We start from the raw sequence: 24,358 nt of genomic DNA on the forward strand, positions 1-24,358 counted from the left end.
CGCCGGCTTATCCCGCCCGGGGATAAGCCGGGGCCCACATCAGAATATTTTGGAAAATTTATCGATATTGCCGGCATCATAGACAAACGGCTTCGACATGGCGCCGTTGCCGTCGGCATCCAGCTGCACGTTGCCCAACCGGCCCATGCCGGCCTGGGTGGCGGTGGTTTTGCCTTTCACCAGATCATAGGCGAGATACGTGGCCGCATAACCCAGATCGATCGGGTTCCAGATGGCGAAACTCTTGGTGGCGCCGGATTTGACCGCGCCGGCCATTTCCGAGGGCAGGCCCAGGCCGGTCACGTAGACCTGGCCGATCTTGCCCTGGTCCTTTACCGCCTGCGCCGCGGCGACGATGCCCACGGACGACGGGGAAATGATCACCTTCAGGTTGGGGTAGGTCTTCAGCAGGCCGACGGTTTCACGGTAACTTTTATCCGACAGATCATCCCCATAAGCCACGGTCACCAGGTTGACCGACGGATAGTGCGGCAGCACTTTTTTCATTTCCGCAATCCACAGGTTCTGGTTGGTGGAGGTGGGCGTGGCGCTTAAGATCGCCGTATCCCCCTTTTGCAGGCCCAGGGCGGTGATGGCGTCGGCCGCCAACTGTACGTTCATCTGGCCAATCAGGTCGTTGCTGGACGGATTGAGATGGATCTGGCGACCCTCCTTGGCGCACGCCGGAATCCCAGGACACCACTTTGATGCCGCGCTGCATGGCTTTTTTCAATACCGGCACCAGGGCGTCCGGGTCGTTGGCCGAGACGGCGATGGCGTCCACGCCTTGCGCAATCAGGCCGTTAAGCACTTCAATCTGCGCTTCCGCGGTGGTGGTGGTGGGCCCGGTATAAATCACCTTCACATCGCCCAGTTCTTTGGCGGCCTGCTGGGCGCCGACGTTCGCCGCCTCGAAGAAGCCGTTGCCCAGGGATTTTGCCACCAGCGCGATTTTGATTTCGGCGGACGCCGTGCCGGCCAATGCCAGGCAAGACGCCATCAGGGCACAACTGAGTATTTTTTTTAATGTCATCGTATGTACTCCAGCTGATAATACTGCGTGGGAAATACAGGGTAATAAAAAGGACGCGGCATGGTCGTGACGCCCGGCGCAATTGCGGTTCCGGATTGAGGCTGCGGCAAAGCCGCTGTAGGGTCGTGGCCGGCAATCATAAGCATGAACCTTCCTGGAAGGTAGTGTTATGACTCTAGAACCTGGCGCCGCGCGCCGCCTTTACGCCATTGCCATCTCTCGCCGCACAGTGGCAATGACAGAAAGATGCGGATGAGCGGTATCACAAATTAATAACATTTATTCCCGGGCGTAAAACCGGGACAGGATGGCGACGCCGTCACGCGCCTGGCGGCGCCGGCACGCTATCCTGGCGCGGTTAATACCATCCCCCGGCGCATCCCGTTTCCGTGCGGCCGAACCGCCTGCGCCGCGCTTTTCAACGTCATTTCAAGTTGTTAGCTGATAAATATATAAGATATGCTGCGATGATATTTTGCAAATTCCGTCCATTCTGTATGGTGAGGTCATGACAGTCACTCCCTTACCCCGGCAGGAAAAATTATGCAGCGCTTGTTAACCGCCCTGACGTTTTTAACGCTTTTTTCACTGACCGCCGCTTCCGCGGCCTATGCCGGCGCCACCCTGGACCGGGTTAACCAGACCAAGGTGCTGCGCGACGTACTGGTGAACGATTATCCGCCGTTTGGTTTTATCGATGACAATAACCAGCTGGCCGGGTTTGATGTCGATGTGGCCAGGGCCGTGGCGCAAAAACTGGGCGCAAAGCTCGAACTGGCCACGCCGGGATGGGAGGCCATCGTCGGCGGCAAATGGCGGGGGCGCTGGGATATATGCATCTGCTCCATGACGCCCAATACCGAACGGGCGAAAGTCCTTAATTTTCCGGTGCCATATTACAGTTCGCCGGCGGTGCTGGTGGTGAATAAAGATGAGAAAAATATTAAGGGCGCCGCCGACCTCACCAATAAAAAAGTCGGTGTCGGTATTGGCTCCAGTTATGAAAGTTACCTCAATAAAAGCCTGGTGATCCCCGGCGCCCGTCCCATTGTTTTCCCGTTTGATCATGTGCAGGTGGTGCCGACGGATGAAACCGTCGCGTTCCAGAACCTGGCCCTGGGCGCCGGCGCCCGCCTGGACGCGGTAGTGTCCGACCTGGCCACCGCCAATGCGCGTATCGCCAAAAGCGATCGTTTCCGCATCGCCGGCGAGCTGTATGCCGAGCCAAACTGGGTCGCCACCGATAAAGGGGACGCGCAATGGGATCAGACCGTGGCGGATACGGTAAACGCCTTGCGCGCCGACGGAACGCTGGCGCAGATTTCGCGCCGCTGGCTGGGAGAAGATATTACCCGGGCGCCGCAGTAATGCCGCCGTCGTCCGTCGCCGGCACGGAAAAACCGGCTCCCGACGGCGCCGCGTTCTTGCGGCAGGGCCGCGCCGGGTTCCGGCTGCGCGCCACCCTGACCTGGGCGCTGTTGCTGGCGCTGCTGCTGGGGCTGTTTTCCCGTCTGGATCTGGATTTTGCGCTGATAGGGCAAAAACTGCCGTTTATGCTTGGCCTGCGCCTGTCCCCGGAAGGCTTTATCCAGGGCGCGGCCTTAACCCTGGTGATTACCGCGCTGTCGATGCTGTTTTGCACGCTGCTGGGCATAGCGACCGCCGCCGGCCGCTTGTCGTCCAGCGCCGTCGCCTTCGGCTGCGCGACGTTTTATACCTCGCTGTTTCGCGGCACGCCGCTGCTGGTGCAGGTATTGATTATCTATCTGGCGCTGCCGCAGGCGGGCATTGTGCTCGGCGCCTTCAGCTCCGGCATCATAGCCCTCTCGCTTAACTATGGCGCCTACCTGGCCGAAACCATTCGCGGCGGCGTCATTGCCGTGCCCCGGGGCCAGACCGAGGCCGCCATGGCGCTGGGATTGCCGCGCGGGGTGATTATCTTCCATATTATCGCGCCGCAGGCGCTGCGGATTATCGTGCCGCCGGTGGGGTCGCTGTTTATTTCCATGCTGAAAGACTCGTCGCTGGTGTCGTTGATGGGGCTATGGGAGCTGAATTTCCTGGCGCAATCCTATGGCCGCAGCACCTATCATTATATGGAAATGCTGACGACCGCGGCGGCCATTTACTGGCTGATGTCCATGGTGCTCGAGCTGTTCCAGGGGCGGCTGGAACGCCGTTTCGGCCGGGGTTACCCGCAGCGCGGCACGCCCCGGTGAGCCTGCGCGGGCGGCATCACTTCACTTTATTCAGGAGTCGCAAATCATGAGCAACGCCGAGCAAAAAAACACCCGCCGCGGCATCACTGTTCTGGATGGCGGCATGGGCCGCCTGCTGGAACAGCTGGGCGCGCCGTTCCGCCTGCCCGAATGGTCGGCGCTGGCGCTGATCGAGGCGCCGGAGTATGTTACGCGCGCCCATCAAATCTACGCCGACAGCGGCGCCCAGGTGCTGACCACCAATACCTTCGGGCTGGTGCCGCATATGCTGGGGGAGGCGCGTTTTCACCGCCGGGCCAGGTCGCTGGCCGGGCTGGCGGGACAACTGGCGCGCAGCGTGGCCGACCAGGCCGGCGCCGCCCGTCCGCCGTCCGCCATATTGGTGGCCGGCTCGCTGCCGCCGCTGTTTGAAAGCTATCGGCCGGATAAATTCATCCCCGCCCGCGCGGATGAAATACTGACGCCGCTGATCGCGGGATTGGCCCCCTGGATCGACTTTTGGCTGATTGAGACCCAGAGTTCGACGCGCGAGGCGCTGACGGCGCTGAACGCGGTCAGGCGTGTCAGCGCTCTGCCGGTGTATGTCGCGTATACCCTTAAGGACGAGGCCGGGCGCACCGGTCCGCCGGAGCTGCGCTCGGGGGAACCGGTGGCGGACGCCGCGGCCGCGACGTTGCGGGCGGGCGCCGCCGGAATATTGTTTAACTGCAGCCAGCCCGAGGCGATGGGCGAGGCGATCGTCGCGGCCCGGCGCGTCATTGACGCATCGGCAACCCCCACGGTGGCGCTTGGGGTCTACGCCAACGCCTTTATGCCGGAGCCTCCTTCCGATGAACCCTATGCCGGCATTTCGCGCCTCAGGGACGATCTCAGCCCGGAAAACTACCTGAAGTGGATCCGCCGCTGGGTCGGCCAGGGCGCCACCATGGTCGGCGGCTGCTGCGGCATCGGCCCCGCGCATATCGCCGCCATACGCAACGCCGGGAAAGATATTTTTCCCGGCGGGGTTGATGAATCTTAGCGGACATGGGATGCAGACCAGCAGATGTTTGCCAAGGAGGGGGGGCGGAGAAACGGCCGGGCTTCATCAGCCCGACCGCGCCGTTTACTCTACCGAGACGATTTCAAAATGATGTTTGCGATCGACGATATAGCCCTTCACCTCCTTGCGGATCGGCTCGTAGACCGTGGAATGGGCAATCAGCAGCGCGGGCGCCTGGTCGTGCATGATCACCTGGGCCTGCCGGTACAGGGCGGCGCGTTTTTGCGGGTCCGACTCGATCCGGGCGGCCTGGATCACCGTCTCAAAAGGCGGGTAGCACCATTTGGAGTAATTGGAACCATTGTGCGCGGCGTCGCAGCCGAATAACGTGGCGAAAAAATTGTCCGGATCGCCGTTATCGCCGGTCCAGCCCGCCATCATCGTCTGATGCTCGCCGTTTTTTGCCCGTTTCAGGTACTCCCCCCATTCATAGGTGACAATCCTGGCGGTGACGCCGATTTTTGCCCAGTCCGACTGGATCATCTCAGCCATGCGGCGCGCATTCGGATTATAAGGACGCTGTACCGGCATGGCCCACAGGTCGATGGCGAACCCGTCCGCCAGCCCCGCCTCCTTGAGTAATTGCCGGGCCTTGGCCGGATCGTAGGGATAGTCCTGCACGGCGTCGTTATAGCCCCACAGGATCGGGGGGATGAGATTTTTCGCCGCCTGTCCGCCGCCGAGATAGACCGCGTCAAGGATGGATTGCTTATCCACCGCCTGGATTAGCGCCTGGCGGACCTTAAGCTGGTCCAGCGGTTTTTTTTCCACGTTAAAGGAAAGATAGCCGACGTTCAGGCCCGCCTGTTCCTTTACCACGATGTCTTTATTGTCTTTCATTTTGGCGATATCGGCGGGGTTGGGGAATGACATGACCTGACATTCATTTTTTTGCAGTTTCGCGTAGCGTATGGACGCATCGGGCGTAATGGAAAAAATCAAACGGTCGATTTTGGGTTTCTCGCCCCAATAGCCGGCAAACGCGTTGTAAACAATTTTGGAATCCTTCTGGTATTGCACTAATTGGAAAGGCCCGGTGCCGATGGGCTGCAGATCGATTTTTTCCGGGGTGCCCGCCTTCAGCATCTTCGCGGCATATTCGGCGGAGGTAATGGAGGCGAAATCCATTGCCAGGTCGGCAAGGAACGGCGATTCGGGCCGGTTCAGGACAAAACGGACGGTATCATCATCGACCTTCTCTATCCTGGCGATAAGCTTGTCCAGACCCATGCCGGAAAAGTATTGATAGTTGCCGCCGGAGACATTGTGATAGGGGTTATCGGCGTCTTTCTGGCGATTAAAGGTAAACAGGATGTCGTCGGCGTTAAAATCGCGCGTGGGGGTAAAATCGGCATTACTCTGCCATTTCACGCCATGGCGCAAATGAAAGGTGTAGGTTTTTTTATCGTCGCTGATATCCCATCTCTCCGCTAATCCCGGCTGTGTTTCCGTGGTGCCTATTTTGAACTGCACGATGCGGTTGTATATCGGTATCGAGCTGGCATCGTATGTGGTGCCCGCGGTAAAGAGCTGCGGGTTGAATCCTTCGGGGGAGCCTTCCGAACAATACACCAGCGTTTGCGCGGCAAGCGTTGATGAAAAAAGGAGGATGCCTAAGGGCAATCCGGTCGTTAACAGGCGTGTTTTCACGTCATACCTCGGTGGCTTCAGAGTAGCGTTATCAGTGTGGCGGCAAATGCCGCGCAGCGGTCGTCCGGCGAAACCAGCCTGTCGTGATGCAGGCACAGGCGGGAGTCCCCCAGGCTGGCGCCGAAGGCCGACCCCAGCGCCGACAGCCCGGGCACCTTACGTTCCATCTCGGCCCGGTCGCGCCGGCAAAAACGACAGTGCGCACAGCGGACAGCGTGGTTTTGCCGTGGCATTACAGATTACCCAGCTGGTTCCAAAAGTCCGCAAAGACATGGGCGGAAAGGAAATAACCGAGGATGACATTGACCACGACCCCGAGGGTAAATGCCCAAAACGGCCGCAGGCCGGTGCTGGTCAGGCGGGAGAAGCGGGTGCTCAGGCCAATGCTTAAAAAGCAGAAAATAAACGCCCAGGTGCGCAGCGCCGTGATCGGGGCGATAAAGGCCGGCGTCAGGGTGGTGCGGTATTCCGCCAGAGTGTAGTGGCTGCTTAGCCAGGTAACGAACAGCGAGGCCAGCACAAAACCCAACACGAATTTGGGGAAGCGCTGCCAGATTTCCGCCGCCCCGGTCCTGGCGTCGATGTCATTATCCGCGTTGCGCCAGCGGGTGGTGGCGACGATAGCCAATGCAAATGCCCAGATGCCGATCCAGATATCGCGGCCAATCACTTTCATCAGGGTAAACGCCTGCACCGCGGCATCCGGTTTGCCGGCGATGGCGCCGGCCGAATGGGCGGCAAAATCACTGTAGGTTTGCGCCGCCGCGATGCCGGCCGCGTCGGCAAATTCCGACGTGCCTATCCAGGCGCCGGCGACGCCGGTGGAAAGCCCGAGCGCGCGCGCCGCAAACGGCAGCACCAGCAACGACACGATAGCCCAGATAATCACCAGCGAAATGGCCACCGAGGCCTGCTCGCGTTTGGCGCGCACCGCGCCCGCCACGGCGATGGCCGCCGACACGCCGCAAACGGCGCCGCCGACGCCCAGCACCGCGGCGAAACGCTGCTCAAGCCCCAGCAGGCGGGCGGCGTAATAGATGACAAAAAAGGTGACCAGCGACACGATAGCCGCCTGTCCGATCGCCACCGGACCGGCCCAGAGGATAAGCGTCAGCGGCAGCGTGGCGCCCAGCAGCACGATGCCGATTTTAATAAAGTATTCCACGCGCAGGCTTTGCGCCAGCCAGTCCGGTATCCGCCAGAGATTGGACACCGCCAGCCCCAGCACCAGGGCCAGCAGCGGCGGTTCCAGATTATAACGCGAGGCGCTGGCCCAGGCGCCGAGCTGGAAAATAAATACCGCCACAATAAACAGCACGGTAAAACCGGCCAGGAACGTGCCGGGCCGGTGGCCGATAATGGCGCCGCTGACGGTAAGCAGCACCGCCCAGACCAGGTATAGCCCCGCCAGCGCGGGCAGGCGGCTGACCAGATCCCGGCCCGCCTCATCCAGGGTGGTCCATTTCGCCGGCGCGGTAGCCAGCCATTTGATACTGCCGCCCTGTGAAAACAGGATAAACGCGGTCCCGATTAACGCGAGCGCCAGGATGATCGACCACCAGTCCTCCTGTTGCCACCAGCGGGACGCCCGCGGCTCTTCAGGCGGGACGATTGCCGCGCCGTTATGTTCGCTTATGCTCATTATTCCTGCCCTAATGGAGAAGTCATTATTAGAATAATCAGCGGGTAAAAAGCCGCTGTTCCCCGAAAAATAGCGGAAATGCCACGGACTGGGTATTACTATTAAGTTATGGTTAATAACTAATGATTATATATTAGGACGTGAGGCTAAATGGCGCCGAAAATAAACAACCCAGGGCCGGCTATTGCCGTAATGTACTTTATAAACCTGAAATCAAGATATAGGCGCCGCGCCGCTAGGCGTTAATTTTTTTCAGCAGCAGGTATTGACGGCCGCGATACAGTATTAACGCCAGCAAAATCAGGCAACAGCCCACGGCCTTTTGCGCCGGCATATTTTCTCCATACCATAGGGTCGCGAGCAGAACGGTCCATACCGGTTCCAATACCATGATAATGGCGGCATTGGCCACGCTGGTTTTTTTCTGCCCCGCCATTTGCAATAAAAATCGTAACGAGGTGGCAATAATCGCGCTGGCCGCGAACCATAGCCAAATATCGGCGCCGATCGCGGCGGGCCATGTCTCGTAGTACCATGAAAGCGCCACGCCGCAGAGGCCGGTGCAAAACAACTGGATACAGGTTAAGGGCAATACCGGCATTAAACGGGCAAAACGGCTGTTCACACAAAAATATACCGCCTGGGCCAGCGCGGCGCAGAGAAACCAGAACTGGCTAACGGAAAGTTGCCAGCCGTGGGTCAGGGTAAGCAGGGCCAGACCCGCCAGCGCCAGCGGCAACGATTCCCAAAACGGGCGCGACGGCGGCATCCTGAATAGAATCCACGCCGCCAACGGCACAAACAGCATGGACAGGCTCATGATAAACGCGCCTTCTCCCAGGGCATGACTGAGCGATACCGCATAGATCCACAGCAATAGCGATACCGCCTGCAGGCAACCCACGCCGATAATGCCGGGGATCGCCGCCGGGATGATGTGGTTTCGCCGGCCGAAGCAAAAGGGCAGCAGGAACGCGGCGGCAAGTAAAAACCGCGCGCCGATAAAACCGAACGTCGGCATTCCCTGTAACGATTCCTTGGAGAAGATCCATCCAAAACCCGCAATTAACGTTGTTGCCACTAATAACAAATCCGCGCGCCGTTGTTGGCTTATCATTATCCGCTTACCAGCCTGTGCTTATATGAATATTTCGCCGTTGTACCCGCCGGAAAAGAACCATCGCCGGCCGTGGTCATTATCTCTTTTACCATAATGACTTAACCCATCCATAAATCAATATCTACGCTTATGGTGTTTGGCGGCGGCCAGCACAGGGCGGACACCCGCCGGCCTGTGAGACCTGGGCATGCCGCTGGATATAAACAGACCTGAGAATTCTTCAGTGCCACATTTTCGACGCACTTCAATGAGGAAATATATGGATATCCCCGCAATCTCATCCGCCGGTCTCTCTCCGGGAATTGTAAATGGATTTGACCACGCTGATACACAACAAAATAACGCTCTGTTGGCCGAGTGGGACAACTGGGCTAAGCTGGCGCCGGACGGCGAGGCTGAATGTCGCAACAAAGCCGTGCTTATGCTAAAAGATTGTCTGGAACGCGGCGCGACCTATCTGAACCTGAACTGCCTGAATATTTCAAGCTTGCCGGCAAGCTTGCCGCCGACGCTGACGTCGCTTTACCTTGATAATACGCACCTGGCGAAGTTATCGGATACTCTGCCGGAGGGATTACAGACACTGAGCGTCAGCAACACGCCGCTGGAAAGCATTTCAGCCGGTCTGCCCCAGGGGTTGCAGACGCTTTCCGCCAACCGCACAAACTTGACCGCTTTGCCCGAACTGCCTTCGACGCTCACCAGCCTCGACGTCAGTAACACGATGCTAACTGAGCTGCCCACGTTACCCGAGGGTTTGGCGATCATCCATGCCTCCGATACCCAGTTGGCACGCTTACCCGCCAATCTGTCGGGGACATTAAAGCTGTATATCGCCAATACCCCGCTGGCATCGTTAATCGATAAGATGCTGCCCGGCATCCTGCTGTCCGGTGGGCTGTTCAGCGCCGGCGCATTGCTGGGGGGAGTACTGCCTGGATGGTTAACCGGGGGCTTGCACGGCGATGGCATAATTGGCGACCCCGTCCCAGATTTGCCCGGCGTTGGAATCATTGACGGCCCCGCCGGCGGCTTACCCGGCAATGGGATTATCGAGGGCGCCACCGGCGGCGTGCCCGGCGGCGCGATGGTTGGCGCAATAGCCGGGGAATCCCCGCTTGGCGCGGCAAACGCGGCGATGGCCGGTGCGATATCGGACAAGGGTATTCTCGATCTCAGCAAGGTCCCCCGCAGCCGTTTGGCCAGCAGCGAGGCGACCGTGCCTGCGCATCCCGACACGGAGGCGCTAACCTCATAAAGCGCACCGGGTCGTGATGTTATCCTGAGAAGGCCGCCTGGCGGTCTTCTTTTTTTACGGCGTCCCGCTATCAGCCGGCATGGTCCGGGCGGCTATCGTGGCGCGTGAATGCCGTTGCCGCGGCGACAGTGCGGCCCGGCAACCAGCCCAGCTCCAGCGAAATTTTGTGGGCGGTCTCCATCACCAGCCCGGCCAGTCCCTCCAGGCGGGGGAGGGGCAACCGTTCCGCCGGCCCGGACACACTGAGCGCGGCGAAAACCTGGCCATTGGCGCCGCGTATGGGCGCGCCGACGCAGTGCACGCCAAGTTCATTTTCCTGCAAATCGTAAGCGCAGCCTCGTTCATGAATCAGCCGCAGTTCCGCCAGCAGCAGATCGCCGTCGGTAATGGTGTGCGGCGTGCGTTCCGGCAGGGAATCGCTAATGATTTTATGTATAAGGCCGGCGGATTGCCAGGCGAGAAACGCCTTGCCGACGCTGGTACAGTGCACCGGCGCCGCCTCGATGCGGGTTATCATGGTATTGCCGCTGCTGTTCATGGCCTGCCGTTCCACAAAGGCCATCTGCGCGCCGTCAAAAATGCACAGATGCGTATTTTCGCCCGTGATCAGCTGCAGCCGGGTAGCATAAGGACGGGCATGGCTGTCCAGATCGAGGTTTTGCAATACCAGGCTCCCCAGCTGAAATAATTTCATGCCCAGCTTGTAGGTATCCCGTTTGCCGTTTTGTTCCAGCAAACCGATATCCCGCAGCGACGACACCAGGCGATGGGTGGTGGCGCGCGGCAATCCCGTGCGCGCGGCAATATCCGCCGGCGTCAGATCGGCGTCGCGTTGGGAGAAGCATTCCAGGATTTGCATAACCTTGATCAGGCTTTTGATCGATGCCTGCTGGGCGACCTCAGCGTCGGCGCGTGTTTTCATACCTACTCCCTGCATCAGATAACGGACCACCGCGATGGCTTACCTACCGTCGCTTAGCTTACCATGCCCGGGCCAGGTCCGGGCGTGGCCGCCCTTTGCCAGCGCGCATGCGCCGTTTTTGCTTAAAAAAAACCTTCATCGCCATTATATCCCGAATTGCGGGATGTTCACGCGCTGAGTCAATCACGCCCGGCGCGCCGCCTTATACCGGCGCGGCGCCATGCGGCCGCAGTTCCGGGGGCAGCAGCGCGGCGGGGAAATCCTGGTAACAGACCGGACGCAGGAAGCGGCTAATGGCGCCGGCGCCCACCGACGTGGTGCGCGCATCGCTGGTGGCGGGGAAGGGACCGCCGTGCACCATGGCGTAACCCACGTCCACTCCTGTGGGGAAGCCGTTGACCAGCAGCCGTCCGGCGCGGCGCTCCAGGGTGGGCAGCAGCGCCCGAGCATCGTCGTGATCGGCATCGTCCAGATGCAGGCTGACGGTCAGCTGGCCTTCCAGCGCCTGTACCGCCGCCAGCAATTGCCGGTTATCCCGGCAGCGCACCACCAGTGAAGTGGGTCCGAACACTTCCTGGCTCAGCGACGGCTGGGCGAGGAAATCGCCGGCATCCGTCACCAGCACCGCCGCCTGCGCCTGGTTGGGCGCCCGCGCCGGTTGTCCCGCGGCAAGCCGGCCGACGCCGCCGGCAGCGCCGAGCGCCGCGGTATTTTCCCGCCATGCCCGCCAGATGGCGCCGGTCAGCATGGTGGCGGCGGGCTTCTCTCGCAGCGCCAGTGTTACCTGCCGGCAGAAATGCCGCAGCGGTTCGCCGTCGATGGCCAACACCAGTCCGGGGCAGGTGCAGAACTGGCCGGCGCCCAAGGTCAGCGACTCCACATAGCCGCCGGCGATGGCTGCGCCCCGGTGAGCCAACGCGGCCGGCAACAGGATCTGGGGATTAACGCTGCTCATTTCGGCATACACCGGTATCGGCACGGCGCGTTGCCGCGCCTGGGCCACCAGCGCCAGGCCGCCCGCCCGCGAGCCGGTAAAGCCTACCGCCTGGATCAGCGGATGCGCCACCAGCCGTTCGCCCACGCTGTGTTCGGCGCCATGCAGCAGTGAAAACACGCCGGGCGGCAGCCGCAGTTGCTCCGCCGCCTGCTGGATGGCCCGTCCCACCAGCTCGCTGGTACCGGGATGCGCCGGATGCGCCTTGACCACAATCGGGCAACCGGCCGCCAGCGCCGAGGCGCTATCGCCGCCGGCAACCGAAAACGCCAGCGGAAAATTACTGGCGCCGAATACGGCCACCGGCCCGAGCGCGATATGACGCTGGCGTAAGTCCGGGCGCGGCAGCGGCTTGCGCGCGGGCAGCGCTTGTTCAATGATGACCTGCAAAAATTCCCCGCGCCGCACCACCTCGGCAAACAGCGCCAGCTGTCCAAGGGTACGGGCCCGCTCGCCCTCGATACGCCCGCGCGGCAGCCCGGTTTCCTGTACGGCGCGCGCAATCAGCGCATCGCCCAACGCCTGAATATTGTCGCCGATGCGCGTCAGGAAATCGGCGCGCAGCGTCAGCGGCAGCGCGCGGTAAACATCAAAGGCCTGTTCCGCCAGTTGGCAGGCGCGATCGATCTGCGCGGGCGCGGCATCATAAAAATCAGGTGCCAGCGGCCTGTCGCCGGCGGGATCGACGGCGTGGAACCGCGTGCCGCCCCCTTGTTGCATTTCGCTGCCAATAATCAGGTTGCCTGTAAGCTCCATCGCCTGCCTCCTCATGAAAACGCGGCGCGTGTCCTCTGACCCGGCGCCATAATCATCGCGTAAATCCCATAATGTGGGATATGAATAAATAATTTTACGGTTATATACCGTGATGTAAATAGAACCCGCTGTGATTTTACTGCGGCTACGCTTGGGTTTTCATTTCGTTATTTGATTAAATAGCTATTAATCATAAAGTTGAATGTAATTATTTTATAATAGTGGTTATTTTATTTGGATTTTATTGCTATTAAATGTGATTTAAATCCCATATTGATGGATTTAGTATTGATCAAAGAAAAATTATCTCACATTAATAGATGTATATCGTATTCGCAACATCCCCATAACAGGAGTGTAAAATGAGTCAGAATAACCATGCTGATCTAAAGGCTAAACTGCGCGGGGTGCTGCCGCCTATCGCCATGCCGTTCGATGCCGGGGGTGAACTGGTGACCGGCGGGCTGAAACCGCAGATTGATTTTATTATCAACAGCGGCGCCGGCGCGATTGTGGTCGGCGGCAGCACCGGCGAAGGCCATACGCTCTCCGACAGTGAATTTAAACAGGCGATGACCGAGGCATATGAAGCCAATAACGGCCGCGTGCCCTTCGTCGCGGGACTTATCGTTAACAGCACCCGCCAGGCGATTGCCCGCGTCAAAATGCTGGCCGGCATGAAACTCGATGCGCTGCAGGTCACGCCGGTGCACTATCTGTTCAAGCCGGATGCCGAGGCCACGGTGCGGCATTTTCGTGAAATCTACGATGCCACCGGCGTTCCTATCCTTATCTATAACGTTATCCCCTGGAACTACCTCAGCCTGGAGCTGATGGGCCGCATTATGGATGAAGTGCCCGGCGTGGTGGGCATGAAGCAAAGCTCCGGCGACCTGAAAGCCGTGTCCGATCTGCTGCTCAGCTGCCCGGATAAAATTATCCTCAGCGGCGTGGATGCGCTGCTGTATCCCGCTTTTGCCCTGGGCTGCCAGGGCGCGATTTCGGCGCTGACCAGCGCGGTGCCCTCAGTGGTGCATGACCTGTTTACCGCCGTGGAAAACAACGATCACGCCACCGCGCGCGCCCTGCATTTCGGCCTGGCCAGGCTGTGGAATACGCTGCCCCACGATAATTTGCCCGCCTGCGTAAAATATATCCAGTCGCTGCAAGGGGTGCCGCTGTTCCAGCCGCGTCCGCCGATGCAGCCGGTCAGCGAAGCGCTGAAACACCAGATCAAACAGGCTTTTGATCACCTGATGGGGTAAAGCCACTCCGGCCTGCGTCCACGCTGGGACGCAGGCCCATAATCATAGCCCAGCGCCCCCGTACCCGGCGCGATGGAGGCGAACGGCGATGAAATCTTATCACTCTGCATTCGCGGCCGATGCGCATGAAAATACCGCGCCGGCATACCTGAACCTGACCAGGCCTAAACACCATAATCTGCGATGGCTCATTATTGGCATCATTGCACTACTCACTATTACCAATTATCTGGATCGCGGCAATCTCTCCGTGGCGGCGCCGCAGATTATGCGGGATTTGCATATCAGCAACGCCATGATGGGGGTGATCCTCTCGGCCTTTGTCTGGCCTTACGCCATCATGAATTTGCCCGCCGGCTGGGCGGTGGACCGTTTTGGCGTCAGGCTGTTGCTCGCGCTGGCGGCGGGGCTGTGGTCGATTGTCGCCATCCTTACCGGCTTTGCCCGCGGCGTCGGCGCGTTTATCGGCCTGCGCGTCGCGCTGGGCATCAGCGAGGCGCCGTTATTTCCCGCCGCGCTGAAAGCGGCCGACACCTGGTTTCCCGAACGGGAAAAAGCGGCGGCCACCAGCGCCTATATCGCGGCCACCCAAGTGGGGCTGGCGCTGGCGCCGCCCATTTCGACACTGCTGATGGCGCAATTCGGCTGGCCGGTAATGTTTATCATCATGGGGATGCTGGGTTTTATCGCCCTCATCGGCTGGCTGGTTATCTACCGCGAACCGGAGCGGCATCCCCGGCTGCACCGGGACGAGCTGCGCTATATCAGCGCCGGCCAGCAGCAGCGCCGCGACGCCGCGCTTGCCGGCCGGGGCCGGGTTTCGCTGCGCGAATGGAGCAGCCTGTTCACCTACGCCACCACCTGGTACATGGTAATCGGCGGCTTTTGCCTGCAATACGTCTTCTGGTTCTACATCACCTGGCTGCCGACCTACCTCCAGCAGGCGCAGGGCTTTACCCTTAACCGCGCGGGCCTGCTCTCGGCGCTGCCTTATATTGCCGGCGGCGTGGCGGTGCTGATCGGCGGCCGATTCTCCGATCGGCTGGTGAGCCGCGGCGTGGATCCGTTCAAGGCCCGCCGCTGCACCATCGCCGGGGCCGCGGTAATGACCGCGCTGGCGATGTTTGTCACCGCCGCGTCCAACGGGCCGGCGCTGGCGGTGGCGCTGCTGACGCTTGGCATGTTTACCTACAGCCTTTCCTCCGGCAACTACTGGACATTGGCCGCCGAAGCCGTCACCTCCAGACGCCTGGTCGCCTCGGTGGGCAGCATCCATAATTTCGGCGGCTTCCTCGGCGGCGCCTGTTCGCCCATCGTCACCGGCGTGGTGGTCGACAAGTTCGGCGGTTTTGTCCCCGCGCTGGTGGTGGCCGGCGCCATGGCGCTCGTTTCGGCCGTCATGTATGGCATTGCGTTGCGCCGGCGCCTGCCGGTATAACTGGCGGAAACCTCCGCGCGCCGCCAGGAGTCGCGGGGCGCGCTTTTCTCAGGATGGCCTGAACGGCCGGCGTTGTAATTCTTAGCAGTATTGTGTATTTATTTAACCTCATTGCTAAGGTTTATGGTGACCATGCCGGCCAGCCACTCTGAAGAGAAGGACAATACGCCATGAAGAAGATTGGATTTTTGTCGTTTGGCCACTGGACGCCTTCCCCGCAGTCGGGGACCCGCTCCGCCGCCGATGCGCTGCTGCAATCCATCGAGCTGGCCGTCGCCGCCGAGGAACTGGGCGCGGACGGCGCCTATTTCCGCGTGCACCACTTCGCCCGCCAGCTCAGCTCTCCGTTCCCGCTGCTGGCCGCGGTCGGCGCCAGGACCCGCCGTATCGAGATCGGCACCGGCGTTATCGATATGCGTTATGAAAACCCTCATTATATGGCCGAGGACGCCGGCGCGGCAGACCTTATCGCCGGCGGGCGCCTGCAGCTCGGCATCAGCCGGGGTTCGCCCGAGCAGGTCATCGAGGGCTGGCGCCACTTCGGCTACCGGCCCGCCGAAGGCGAGACGGATGCCGATATGGCCCGGCGCCATACCGAAACCCTGCTTGAGGTGCTGCGCGGAGAAGGATTCGCCCAGCCCAATCCGCAGCCGATGTTTCCCAACCCGCCGGGACTGCTGCGTCTCGAACCTTACTCCGCCGGCCTGCGCGAGCGTATCTGGTGGGGGGCCGGCTCAAATGCCACCGCGGTCTGGGCGGCAAAGCTTGGGATGAACCTGCAAAGCTCCACGCTAAAGGATGACGAGACCGGCGAGCCGTTCCATGTGCAGCAGGCTGCGCAGATCCGCGCCTACCGCGCGGCCTGGCAGGAAGCCGGGCATACGCGCGCGCCCCGGGTATCGGTGAGCCGCAGCATCTTCGCCCTGATGGACGAGCGCGATCGCGCCTATTTCGGCAACAGCAGCCGCGACGGCGACCAGATCGGTTTCCTCGACGAAAAGACCCGCGCCATCTTCGGCCGCAGCTACGCCGCCGAACCGGATGTGCTGATAAAGGAACTGGCGCAGGATGAAGCGATTGCCGAGGCCGACACGCTGCTGCTAACCGTACCGAACCAGTTAGGCGTCGACTATAACGCGCACGTGATCGAGGCGATATTGCACCATGTCGCGCCCGGCCTGGGCTGGCGCTGACCGTACCGGCGCCTGCGCGCCGCATTAGCGGCGCGGCGGTCATGGCGGCATGGATCATTGCCCGCCGGTATTTTTACTTATTTGCGCCACGCCAGCGCTTAAATTAAATTTATCATTACCCTGTTCCGGACGGGAATCACTATTTCGCCGCCGTTAACATTCGTTAAGATATAACCTATTTACAGGAGATGCTTATAACAGCAGTCAGCCAATATTGTCCCTGCCGCGCCATGCCAGGGTAATTTTTTCATGCTAAGCTATGCGCCGTCTGTTCCTGTGATTGTTTGAGGTACGCCCCATGTTAGGACTTTCCCAATTGTTGCAAGCGGTAACCTTGGGTTTGGTATTGCTGTTGCCGCTGGTGAATCCGTTAACATCGGTTGCGCTGTTATTAAGCCTTTCCGGCAACATGAGCTATAAAGAAGTCAAACATCAGGCGTTTCTGGCCTCGGTGTACGTCTTTTTCATCATGATCGTCGCTTTTTATGCCGGCCAGCTGGTGATGAACACCTTTGGCATTTCCATCCCGGGACTCAGGATTGCCGGCGGGCTGATTGTCGCGTTTATCGGTTTTCGCATGCTTTTTCCCCATCCCCGCCATGAAAAATCCTCTATCGTGGATGCCAAACATCAAGAGATGCTGAACGAGGGTTCGGAAAGCATCGCCTTTGTGCCGTTGGCCATGCCGGGCAGCGCCGGGCCCGGCACCATCGCCATGATCATCAGTTCGGTTTCCACGTTAAAAGATAATTCTCTGGGGTTTGAAAGCTGGGTATTGCTGGTCAGTCCAGCGCTGACCTTTGCCACCATCTCTTTTATCCTTTGGATTTGCCTGAACGGCTCCGGCGTTATTATGCGCCTGATTGGCAAAAGCGGTATCGATGCCATATCCCGATTAATGGGTTTTCTGCTGGTATGCGTAGGGGTGCAGTTTATAATAAATGGCGTTTTAGAAATCATCGCGGTGCATTAATACATTACTTAATTAAAAGATTAAGCCGGCTATTAAAATACCGGTCTTAATCTTTAATCATCATACATCGCCAGAAAAAAAGCACCGCCGATTTTTATTCGTCAAAGCTTGGTAATATGCCAGTAACAACTCTATAGTATGGTTTCTACCGCAGAATATCGGCGCGAAATAGCGTATTGGTAAATGGCGAACAACAATGATGCCGGGAGGGACTATGCCGCAATGGATATCGACCGCCATTGCCAACTACGGATACGCCGCCCTGTTTATCGCCGTTCTGGTGGAAGGCCCGATGGCGACAGTCTTTGGCGCGATCCTGGCATCCCAGGGACTGCTGCATATCAGCGGCGTTTATGCCGTCAGCGTGGCGGGCGACCTGACCGGGGACGTGATTCTCTATGGGCTGGGCCGGAGTGGGCGCATCACCACGTTGTTGCTGCGGCGCCGTTTCGACCTCCAGGGCGGCCGGCAGCTGGAGCCGCTGATGGCGCGGTTTCGCCGCCATCCCGGGCGCGTGCTGGTCACGGCGAAGCTGACGCATGCGGCGGGGTTCGTGGTGTTGTTAAGCGCCGGCGCGGCAAAAATTCCGCTCGGGCTGTTTCTTGGTTTCAATCTCCTGGCGACGCTGCCCAAGTCCGGCTTATTGCTCTTGCTGGGTTGGTTTGCTGGCGCCGCATGGGCGCGTATCAATGTATGGCTGTGGCTGTTTTCCTGTGCGTTGCTGGTGTCGCTCGCCATCGCGGTGGTCGTCTACCGGCGCCGGAATAACGGAGTGGAGCTGCCAGGGGGGTAATTCCATGCGTATTGCTGTATTTACCGACAGTTTTTATCCGGAGCTGGGCGGTATCCAGGATTCGGTATTGTCCGGATGCCGGGAATTGGGCAAACGCGGTCATCAGGTGGTGATTCTCGCGCCCCGCGCCAGCGGACATGACTTTGCCGTGGCCGGCGTACCCGCACGGGAAGTCGACGCGGGGAAAAATGTTTCCGTCCGCCGGCTGTTTTCGCTGCCGGTGCCCAGTTCGACCGGGCAATCCCGCCTGGTGGTGCCAACCGGGCGGCGCTGGCGCCAGTTGTTGTCTTTCGCGCCGGATATTATCCATACCCATACTTTTCTCGGCGCCGGTCTGGAAGCGCTGAGCGCCGCGCGCCAACTGGATATTCCGCTGGTAGGCACCAATCACTGGGCCATCGGGGAGTTTGCCGGCTATACGCCGTTTTCGGCGCAATTTTTCCGCAACGTCAGCCTGCGGGCGGTCAACCGCTATTACAACCACTGCGCATTAGTGACCGGTCCTTCCCATTCCGTGATTGACGAAATGCGCGCGTTTGGCCTGCGCAGTCCCCACTGCGTGCTGTCCAATCCGGTGGATCCCGCCCAGTTCCATCCGGTCCCGGACGAACGCCGCGCCATGCTTAAACGGGCGCACGGTTTCAGCGACGCAACCATTGTCTATGCCGGCCGGCTGGCGGACGAAAAAAAAATCGATGTGCTGATTCGCGCCCTGGCGCTTATCGCCGCGGAGGTGCCCGATGCGCTGCTGGTATTGGCGGGGCACGGCTCCGCCCGCCATCGCCTGGAGCACCTGGCGCGGGCGCTGGGGGTCGGCGATCGCGTCAGGTTTACCGGCACGCTGGATAAAGCCACGCTGGCGGATGTGTTTCACGCGGCGGACATCTTTGCCATCGCCAGCACGTCTGAAACACAAAGCATGGTATTGATCCAGGCAATGAGCGCGGGCCTGCCCGTGGTCGGGGCGCGCTGGCGCGCGCTGCCGGAATATATCGACCCGCAATCGGGGTTCCTGGCGCAGCCGGGGGACCCTGAGGATTTTGCCCGCAGGCTGACCCACTTGCTGCGCGCGAAAGCGCTGCGCCAGAAAATGGGCGAGCATGCCGCGCGGCAAACCAGGCATTTTTCCATCACTACCGTGACAAGCCGCTGGGAAGAGATTTATGCCCGGATCGGTCTGGCAGTACCCGAGGGCATGTCGCGTATCTCAGGAGCGTAATGATGAAACTCAGTTTAATAATCCCAGCGTATAACGAAGAGTTGTATCTTGCGACCTGCCTGCAATACGCCCTGCGGGAGCTGACGGCGCACGCACATCCCGGTGAGTACGAAATTATTGTCGTTAATAACGCCAGTACCGACCGGACGTCGGACATCGCCGCCGGCTTCAGTGGGGTTCGCGTCGTATACGAACCGATAAAAGGCCTCACCCGCGCCCGCCAGAAAGGGCTGGAATCGGCCTGCGGCGATATTCTGGCCTTTATCGACGCCGACACGCGTATGCCGTCCGGCTGGCTGGATAAAGTGCTGCATGCCTATGCGCAGCGCGGCGATCTGGTCTGTATCAGCGGCCCATACCGTTATTTCGACCTGCCGGGAATAAAAAGCGTCCTGGTGAAATTCTACTGGCTGGCGCTGGCGAAACCCACTTACTGGTGCACCGGCTATATGGCGGTGGGCGGTAATTTCGCCGCCAGTAAACGGGCCTTGCTGCGTATCGGCGGCTTTGATACGTCTATCGCGTTTTATGGCGAAGACACCAATATCGCCCGTCGGCTGGCGGGCGAGGGGCGGGTACAGTTTGACCTGGATATGGTGATGGAAACGTCGGCGCGCCGCCTGAAAGAGGAAGGCTTCGCCACCACGGCGCTACGCTACGTCCTGAACTTTATGTCCGAGGCCATCCGCAATAAGCCCGCCACCTCCGAATATCGGGATATCCGCTAAGGGCCGCCGGCGTAGTGCGCCACGCGCCGAGCCACGCACGCGGTGCCGCTTCCGCCTTCAGGCCGTTATTGATCGACAATAAAACCATCCAGGTGCGGGCGCATGGAAATGGGTTTGCTTAACGGCGGACGGATACGCTGCGCGTCGGGCAGTAATTTCATTCCCAGGCCTGGCCCGTCGGGAATATCCACAAAACCGTCCAGCGGCAGGGGAACTTTATCCACGATATTGCTCCCCAAATGCTCGGGGCGGGATGCGAAAATGCCCGCTTCAAAGCCGGTGGCATATTCCTGAATGGCGAAATTAGGAATAGCGGCCGCCAATTGCAGACAGGCGGCCAGGCCGATGGGTGAGAGCGGATTATGGGGAACCACCTGGACATGATGCGCTTCGGCCATCGCCGCGACTTTTTTGCCGCCGGTAATTCCACCGCATAGGCACAAATCCACGCGGGCGAACTCCATCGCGTTGCGGCTCAGCAGGGCCTGGAATTCATAGAGGGTGGAAAAGCGCTCCCCGGTGGCGATGGGAACATGGATTTTATCCGCCACCCGCGCCATGGCATCGGCATTTTCCGGCCGGATGGGGTCTTCCACAAACATAGGATGATATTCTTCTATGCCGCGGGTAAAGGTCACCGCTTCCGGCGGCGTCAGGCGCCGGTGCAACTCAATCAACAAATCGACCCGATCGCCGACCACTTCCCGCATACGCCTGACGTTATTGATGGCATCACGCATTTTGCGGATATGGGTTTTAAAATAAACCTTGTCATTACCTTCATCCAGGAAAGGATTGAGATGACCGAATGCCGTAAATCCCGCATCCATTTTAGCCTGGCATTCTTCCAGTATTTTCTCAATGGTCTGTTCATAAATATGGCCATATATCCGCGCTTTTTTGCGCACCGGTCCTCCCAATAATTGATAAATCGGCACATTCAGGGCCTGGCCTTTAATATCCCAAAGCGCGATATCTATCGCCGAAATGGCCGCATTGATGGCCAGTCCCTGGAAATAGCTGAACCGATGCATTACATTCCAGTGGTGTTCGATATCAAACGCTGATCTTCCCTCCAGATATTCAGCGAAACGCTGGATAGCGGCGCCCGAGGCCTCAATATGGCCCCAGGCACCGGCTTCGCCATAGCCAACCAATCCGCTGTCGGTTTCCACGCGGGCAAACATGAACTGACCAATATGCAATGGCTCAACTCGGGTTATTTTCATAGGCTCCTCACTGACTGTTTATATCGCGAAATTTTTTTACCGGTTTGGATGTGACGAATAGGCGCCGTGCTCGTGCGCCTGCTTGCCGCCTTCGGCCTCGACATCACGTAAATCACGACCACGGGTTTCCGGCCCGAGAAATACCGATACGGCCGTCAGGACCGACAGCACGATGACGTAGGCGCAAACCAGTTTGGGATCCCCGTCGCCCACGGCTAATAAACTGAGGGCGATGATGGGGGCTATCCCTCCGGAAATGGGCGAGGTGACTTCCCTCGCCAGCGAAAAACCGGTATAGCGCACCCGTGAAGGGAACATCTCCGCCAGCCATGGACTTTGCGCCGAGGTCATCATGGTCTTGGCAATGGAAGAGACCAGAAACAGGCCGGCGTAAATCCATACCAGCTCCCGGGTTTGCAGCAGATGGAAAAAAGGAATAATCGCCAGGCCGGAAAGAATCGCGCCCCCCATGTAAACGGGCTTACGCCCCACTTTATCGGAGACCCAGCCAAATAAGGGCACGGTAATGAATTGCAAGGCGGTGCTGAACATTAGCGCGGTGACAATTTCGTCCCTGGCGATATGTAATTGCTGGGTGACATACACAATGACAAATGATTCGTAGATATATGCCAGGGAATTATCGCCTAACCGAGCGCCCCAGGCGCAAAACAGCTGGCGTTTCGACGTTTTGAATACTTCACGCACCGGGTTTTTGATAACGGCGTTCTTGCGTTTTAATTCTTCAAAGATGGGCGACTCTTTTAACTTCATGCGTATAATAACGCCAAACGCAATGACCACGGTGCTTAATAAAAACGGTATGCGCCATCCCCATACCTCAAATGCTTCTTTAGATAAATGCGAAGAGAAGTTGAAGGTGGCCAGCGATAACAACAGGCCCAGGGCCACTCCCATATAAGGCATCGCGCCATAAAGACCGCGCCGTTCAGCCGGCGCATTTTCAACAACGATCAATACCGCGCCGGCATATTCAGCGCCTGAGCCAAGCCCCTGCAGGGCGCGAAGCAGGGTCAGCAGGATAGGCGCCGCTATACCCGCCTGGGCATAGGTCGGCAACAGCCCCATCAGGGTGGTTGAACTTCCCATTAAGAGTAAGGTGATCACCAGCACTTTTTTACGGCCGATGCGATCGCCGAGATAGCCAAACAGCACGCTGCCGAACGGGCGGACGAAAAAGCCGATGCTAAAGCTGGCAAAAGCCAGAATAGTACCGGTCAAGTGGTCGAAAGACGGGAAAAATAAGGTATTGAATAACGTTGCCGCAGCGGTGGCATACAGATAATAATCATACCATTCAACCGTCGTGCCGATGATGGCGCTGAGAATGGTATTACGGATGACTTGCCGGGTTGCCGGCGTTTGCGCGATTGCTTGTTCCACGACGAGCCCCTTATAGGTAGGTGTACAGGTTTGGCCAACGTTGGAATAAAAAACCACATACGAGTTATGCTTACCTTCGCATCCAGCGTGCGAGGAGGTGTTAATAACCCTAAAATAATCGGCGATATGTTGTTATATGATGCTTGGAAACGTTTCCGGAAACGTTTCCAGTGATTAAAAAGCGGTTGCCACAGACTGTCAAGTTTCTTTGGCGCGAGGATGTATATGAGTTCAAAAAATGAGACACCGGTCAATGAACGGGCCGGAATCCGTCAAGTTGCTGAACTGGCCGGCGTGGGGATCGCCTCTGTTTCCCGCGTGCTGTCAGGGCAACCGGGCGTCAGTAAAGAAATGACGGAACGGGTACTGGCTGCGGCGGAGAAGTTACGTTATACCCCCAATGTCCTGGCGCAAAGCCTGCGTCGCCGTTCAACCAAATCTATCGGTTTTGTCTGTTCGGATATCACCAATCCATTGCTGGCCTCAATCGTCAGCGGCGCGGAAAGTGTCCTGACGGCCTCGGGGTTTTCCCTGCTGCTGACCAATTCCGGCGGGGTGCCGGCAATGGATGCGGAACATATTGACGTATTGCAACAACGCCAGGTGGACGGGCTGATTTTGCTGCCGTCGCTGGAAAATGATGAAGCGACCCTGAGCGTGCTGCGTAAAAGCACCATTCCCATGGTGGTGATTGACCGTACGTTGCCGGATGATGTCAACGCCAATACGGTATTATCCGATCATTTTACCGGCGTAGGCGCCGCCGCCAGGGCGCTATTGCAGTTGGGCCACCGGCGTATCGGCCTGATCGTCGGACGAGATGTGCGCCCGACCCGGGAGCGTATCCGCGCCGTGCGGGAGGCCTATCAGGCATGCCAGGCGGCGCCTGATTTTATGATAGAGGCAGGTATCCTGTCGGTCGCCCACGGCGAGCGGGCTATGGCGCGCTTACTGGCATTGTCCCACCCGCCGACCGCGGTGATTTTGGGCGGTAACCAATTACTGGAGGGTGCGCTGAAAGCGGTGGGGCAGCGCAACCTGGTCCTCGGCCGCGATCTGTCGCTGGTGTGTTGTGACGATGTCGCCATCGGCCGCCTGTTCTCGCCGCCGATTGCCACCGTGATGCGCGATAACGGCTTATTGGGCAAACGTGCCGCGGAGCTGTTACTGGGACAGCTGCGGCATCCTCATGATAAAGAACATATTCTCTTGCCAACCTGGTTTGAAAACCGCGCCAGCTGCGGCCCGGTACCGCCCACGCCGGGTCAGGCAGACGTATAAGGCATGCAACCTGCCACGGCCGACGCGTTGGCGGCTGTTGGCCAACGATATCCGGCGTTGTTTGACCGCGGTTAGTCTCATTGCGCGATTTCAATCATAATATGTCATAAACTACTGCCATGTGGCATGTATCAGCGTTAAGTCTCCGTTTGGATAATTTGATCTTGCTCACGGTTAATCAAATATGATTAAATATAAT

Annotated in this window: 20 protein-coding genes and 1 pseudogene; 12 read left to right on the top strand and 9 right to left on the bottom strand. The window is 59.0% G+C overall.

The genetic code is table 11. From position 1 onward, the window contains the following. Positions 1-39 precede the first annotated feature (39 nt). A pseudogene (rhaS, locus tag ABUK12_RS02135) lies at positions 40-1,000 on the bottom strand (rhamnose ABC transporter substrate-binding protein). 576 nt (positions 1,001-1,576) lie between these two features. On the opposite strand from rhaS, the gene ABUK12_RS02140 reads away from it, so the two are divergent. The 3 genes from ABUK12_RS02140 to ABUK12_RS02150 are packed head-to-tail and all read left to right on the top strand — an operon-like array spanning position 1,577 to position 4,273. Then, positions 1,577-2,401: a transporter substrate-binding domain-containing protein gene (locus ABUK12_RS02140; RefSeq protein ID WP_410014737.1), complete on the top strand. Its 825-nt coding sequence runs from the start codon at positions 1,577-1,579 to the stop codon at positions 2,399-2,401. Continuing rightward, a complete protein-coding gene (locus tag ABUK12_RS02145; RefSeq protein WP_410014738.1) occupies positions 2,401-3,252 on the top strand; it encodes an amino acid ABC transporter permease in 852 nt (283 codons plus the stop codon). Before ABUK12_RS02140 ends, ABUK12_RS02145 begins: the two co-directional genes overlap by 1 nt. Positions 3,253-3,298: 46 nt before the next feature. After that, a complete protein-coding gene (locus ABUK12_RS02150) occupies positions 3,299-4,273 on the top strand; it encodes a homocysteine S-methyltransferase family protein (protein WP_410014739.1) in 975 nt (324 codons plus the stop codon). Positions 4,274-4,357: 84 nt separating this feature from the next. Here ABUK12_RS02150 and dppA read toward each other — a convergent pair whose 3' ends face one another. The 4 genes from dppA to ABUK12_RS02170 all read right to left on the bottom strand — a co-directional run bounded on the left by dppA (position 4,358) and on the right by ABUK12_RS02170 (position 8,700). Further along, positions 4,358-5,932: a dipeptide ABC transporter periplasmic-binding protein DppA gene (dppA, locus tag ABUK12_RS02155; protein ID WP_410016804.1), complete on the bottom strand. Its 1,575-nt coding sequence runs from the start codon at positions 5,930-5,932 to the stop codon at positions 4,358-4,360. 29 nt (positions 5,933-5,961) lie between these two features. Beyond that, a complete protein-coding gene (locus ABUK12_RS02160; protein ID WP_410014740.1) occupies positions 5,962-6,111 on the bottom strand; it encodes a hypothetical protein in 150 nt (49 codons plus the stop codon). Positions 6,112-6,176: 65 nt separating this feature from the next. Then, positions 6,177-7,586, bottom strand: coding sequence for a YeiH family protein (locus ABUK12_RS02165; protein ID WP_410014741.1), 1,410 nt, complete (start codon positions 7,584-7,586; stop codon positions 6,177-6,179). A 235-nt stretch (positions 7,587-7,821) separates the two neighbouring features. Continuing rightward, the gene (locus tag ABUK12_RS02170) at positions 7,822-8,700 is read right to left on the bottom strand and encodes a DMT family transporter (RefSeq protein ID WP_410016805.1); all 879 of its coding nucleotides are present in this window, start codon (positions 8,698-8,700) and stop codon (positions 7,822-7,824) included. Between the two features lie 427 nt (positions 8,701-9,127). Here ABUK12_RS02170 and ABUK12_RS02175 point away from each other — a divergent pair, with 427 nt between their 5' ends. Next, positions 9,128-9,964 carry a hypothetical protein gene (locus ABUK12_RS02175; protein WP_410014742.1) on the top strand — a complete coding sequence of 279 codons (837 nt, stop codon included), beginning with the start codon at positions 9,128-9,130 and terminating at the stop codon, positions 9,962-9,964. Between the two features lie 70 nt (positions 9,965-10,034). On the opposite strand, the gene ABUK12_RS02180 is transcribed toward ABUK12_RS02175, so the two are convergent. Further along, positions 10,035-10,886, bottom strand: a complete 852-nt coding sequence (locus ABUK12_RS02180) for an IclR family transcriptional regulator (RefSeq protein ID WP_410014743.1) — start codon at positions 10,884-10,886, stop codon at positions 10,035-10,037. 202 nt (positions 10,887-11,088) lie between these two features. Then, positions 11,089-12,636, bottom strand: coding sequence for an aldehyde dehydrogenase (NADP(+)) (locus ABUK12_RS02185; protein WP_410014744.1), 1,548 nt, complete (start codon positions 12,634-12,636; stop codon positions 11,089-11,091). Positions 12,637-12,998: 362 nt separating this feature from the next. Between ABUK12_RS02185 and ABUK12_RS02190 the strand changes: the two genes are divergently transcribed. The 7 genes from ABUK12_RS02190 to ABUK12_RS02220 all read left to right on the top strand — a co-directional run bounded on the left by ABUK12_RS02190 (position 12,999) and on the right by ABUK12_RS02220 (position 20,245). Then, positions 12,999-13,901 (top strand): dihydrodipicolinate synthase family protein, encoded by a 903-nt coding sequence (locus ABUK12_RS02190; RefSeq protein ID WP_410014745.1) that lies wholly within the window; start codon positions 12,999-13,001, stop codon positions 13,899-13,901. A gap of 88 nt (positions 13,902-13,989) precedes the next feature. Continuing rightward, positions 13,990-15,339 (top strand): MFS transporter, encoded by a 1,350-nt coding sequence (locus ABUK12_RS02195; RefSeq protein WP_410014746.1) that lies wholly within the window; start codon positions 13,990-13,992, stop codon positions 15,337-15,339. 170 nt (positions 15,340-15,509) lie between these two features. Continuing rightward, a complete protein-coding gene (locus ABUK12_RS02200) occupies positions 15,510-16,532 on the top strand; it encodes an LLM class flavin-dependent oxidoreductase (RefSeq protein ID WP_410014747.1) in 1,023 nt (340 codons plus the stop codon). A 298-nt stretch (positions 16,533-16,830) separates the two neighbouring features. Then, on the top strand, positions 16,831-17,505 hold the full coding sequence (locus ABUK12_RS02205) for a MarC family NAAT transporter (RefSeq protein ID WP_410014748.1): 675 nt from the start codon (positions 16,831-16,833) through the stop codon (positions 17,503-17,505). 214 nt (positions 17,506-17,719) lie between these two features. Further along, positions 17,720-18,298, top strand: coding sequence for a DedA family protein (locus tag ABUK12_RS02210; RefSeq protein WP_410014749.1), 579 nt, complete (start codon positions 17,720-17,722; stop codon positions 18,296-18,298). A gap of 4 nt (positions 18,299-18,302) precedes the next feature. After that, the gene (locus tag ABUK12_RS02215) at positions 18,303-19,517 is read left to right on the top strand and encodes a glycosyltransferase (protein ID WP_410014750.1); all 1,215 of its coding nucleotides are present in this window, start codon (positions 18,303-18,305) and stop codon (positions 19,515-19,517) included. Beyond that, complete coding sequence (locus tag ABUK12_RS02220; RefSeq protein ID WP_410014751.1) at positions 19,517-20,245, top strand: glycosyltransferase family 2 protein; 729 nt, start codon at positions 19,517-19,519, stop codon at positions 20,243-20,245. The genes ABUK12_RS02215 and ABUK12_RS02220 overlap by 1 nt, the downstream gene beginning before the upstream one ends. A gap of 65 nt (positions 20,246-20,310) precedes the next feature. Here ABUK12_RS02220 and ABUK12_RS02225 read toward each other — a convergent pair whose 3' ends face one another. Both ABUK12_RS02225 and ABUK12_RS02230 read right to left on the bottom strand, forming a co-directional pair. Next, positions 20,311-21,474, bottom strand: a complete 1,164-nt coding sequence (locus ABUK12_RS02225) for a mandelate racemase/muconate lactonizing enzyme family protein (protein ID WP_410014752.1) — start codon at positions 21,472-21,474, stop codon at positions 20,311-20,313. 36 nt (positions 21,475-21,510) lie between these two features. Beyond that, positions 21,511-22,878 carry an MFS transporter gene (locus ABUK12_RS02230; protein ID WP_410014753.1) on the bottom strand — a complete coding sequence of 456 codons (1,368 nt, stop codon included), beginning with the start codon at positions 22,876-22,878 and terminating at the stop codon, positions 21,511-21,513. A gap of 225 nt (positions 22,879-23,103) precedes the next feature. On the opposite strand from ABUK12_RS02230, the gene ABUK12_RS02235 reads away from it, so the two are divergent. Next, positions 23,104-24,159, top strand: a complete 1,056-nt coding sequence (locus ABUK12_RS02235) for a LacI family DNA-binding transcriptional regulator (RefSeq protein ID WP_410014754.1) — start codon at positions 23,104-23,106, stop codon at positions 24,157-24,159. Positions 24,160-24,358: the final 199 nt, after the last annotated feature.

The organism is Sodalis sp. C49, from assembly GCF_046352915.1.
In the GTDB taxonomy this organism is placed as follows: domain Bacteria; phylum Pseudomonadota; class Gammaproteobacteria; order Enterobacterales; family Enterobacteriaceae; genus Acerihabitans.

Coding starts and splice junctions, on each gene's coding strand:
- ABUK12_RS02235 (WP_410014754.1), top strand. CDS start 23,104: ATGAGTTCAAAAAATGAGACACCGGTCAATGAACGGGCCGGAATCCGT.
- ABUK12_RS02180 (WP_410014743.1), bottom strand. CDS start 10,886: ATGAAAACACGCGCCGACGCTGAGGTCGCCCAGCAGGCATCGATCAAA.
- ABUK12_RS02210 (WP_410014749.1), top strand. CDS start 17,720: ATGCCGCAATGGATATCGACCGCCATTGCCAACTACGGATACGCCGCC.
- ABUK12_RS02215 (WP_410014750.1), top strand. CDS start 18,303: ATGCGTATTGCTGTATTTACCGACAGTTTTTATCCGGAGCTGGGCGGT.
- ABUK12_RS02165 (WP_410014741.1), bottom strand. CDS start 7,586: ATGAGCATAAGCGAACATAACGGCGCGGCAATCGTCCCGCCTGAAGAG.
- ABUK12_RS02195 (WP_410014746.1), top strand. CDS start 13,990: ATGAAATCTTATCACTCTGCATTCGCGGCCGATGCGCATGAAAATACC.
- ABUK12_RS02185 (WP_410014744.1), bottom strand. CDS start 12,636: ATGGAGCTTACAGGCAACCTGATTATTGGCAGCGAAATGCAACAAGGG.
- ABUK12_RS02205 (WP_410014748.1), top strand. CDS start 16,831: ATGTTAGGACTTTCCCAATTGTTGCAAGCGGTAACCTTGGGTTTGGTA.
- ABUK12_RS02200 (WP_410014747.1), top strand. CDS start 15,510: ATGAAGAAGATTGGATTTTTGTCGTTTGGCCACTGGACGCCTTCCCCG.
- ABUK12_RS02220 (WP_410014751.1), top strand. CDS start 19,517: ATGATGAAACTCAGTTTAATAATCCCAGCGTATAACGAAGAGTTGTAT.
- ABUK12_RS02190 (WP_410014745.1), top strand. CDS start 12,999: ATGAGTCAGAATAACCATGCTGATCTAAAGGCTAAACTGCGCGGGGTG.
- ABUK12_RS02145 (WP_410014738.1), top strand. CDS start 2,401: ATGCCGCCGTCGTCCGTCGCCGGCACGGAAAAACCGGCTCCCGACGGC.
- ABUK12_RS02175 (WP_410014742.1), top strand. CDS start 9,128: ATGCTAAAAGATTGTCTGGAACGCGGCGCGACCTATCTGAACCTGAAC.
- ABUK12_RS02140 (WP_410014737.1), top strand. CDS start 1,577: ATGCAGCGCTTGTTAACCGCCCTGACGTTTTTAACGCTTTTTTCACTG.
- ABUK12_RS02150 (WP_410014739.1), top strand. CDS start 3,299: ATGAGCAACGCCGAGCAAAAAAACACCCGCCGCGGCATCACTGTTCTG.
- ABUK12_RS02160 (WP_410014740.1), bottom strand. CDS start 6,111: ATGGAACGTAAGGTGCCCGGGCTGTCGGCGCTGGGGTCGGCCTTCGGC.
- ABUK12_RS02225 (WP_410014752.1), bottom strand. CDS start 21,474: ATGAAAATAACCCGAGTTGAGCCATTGCATATTGGTCAGTTCATGTTT.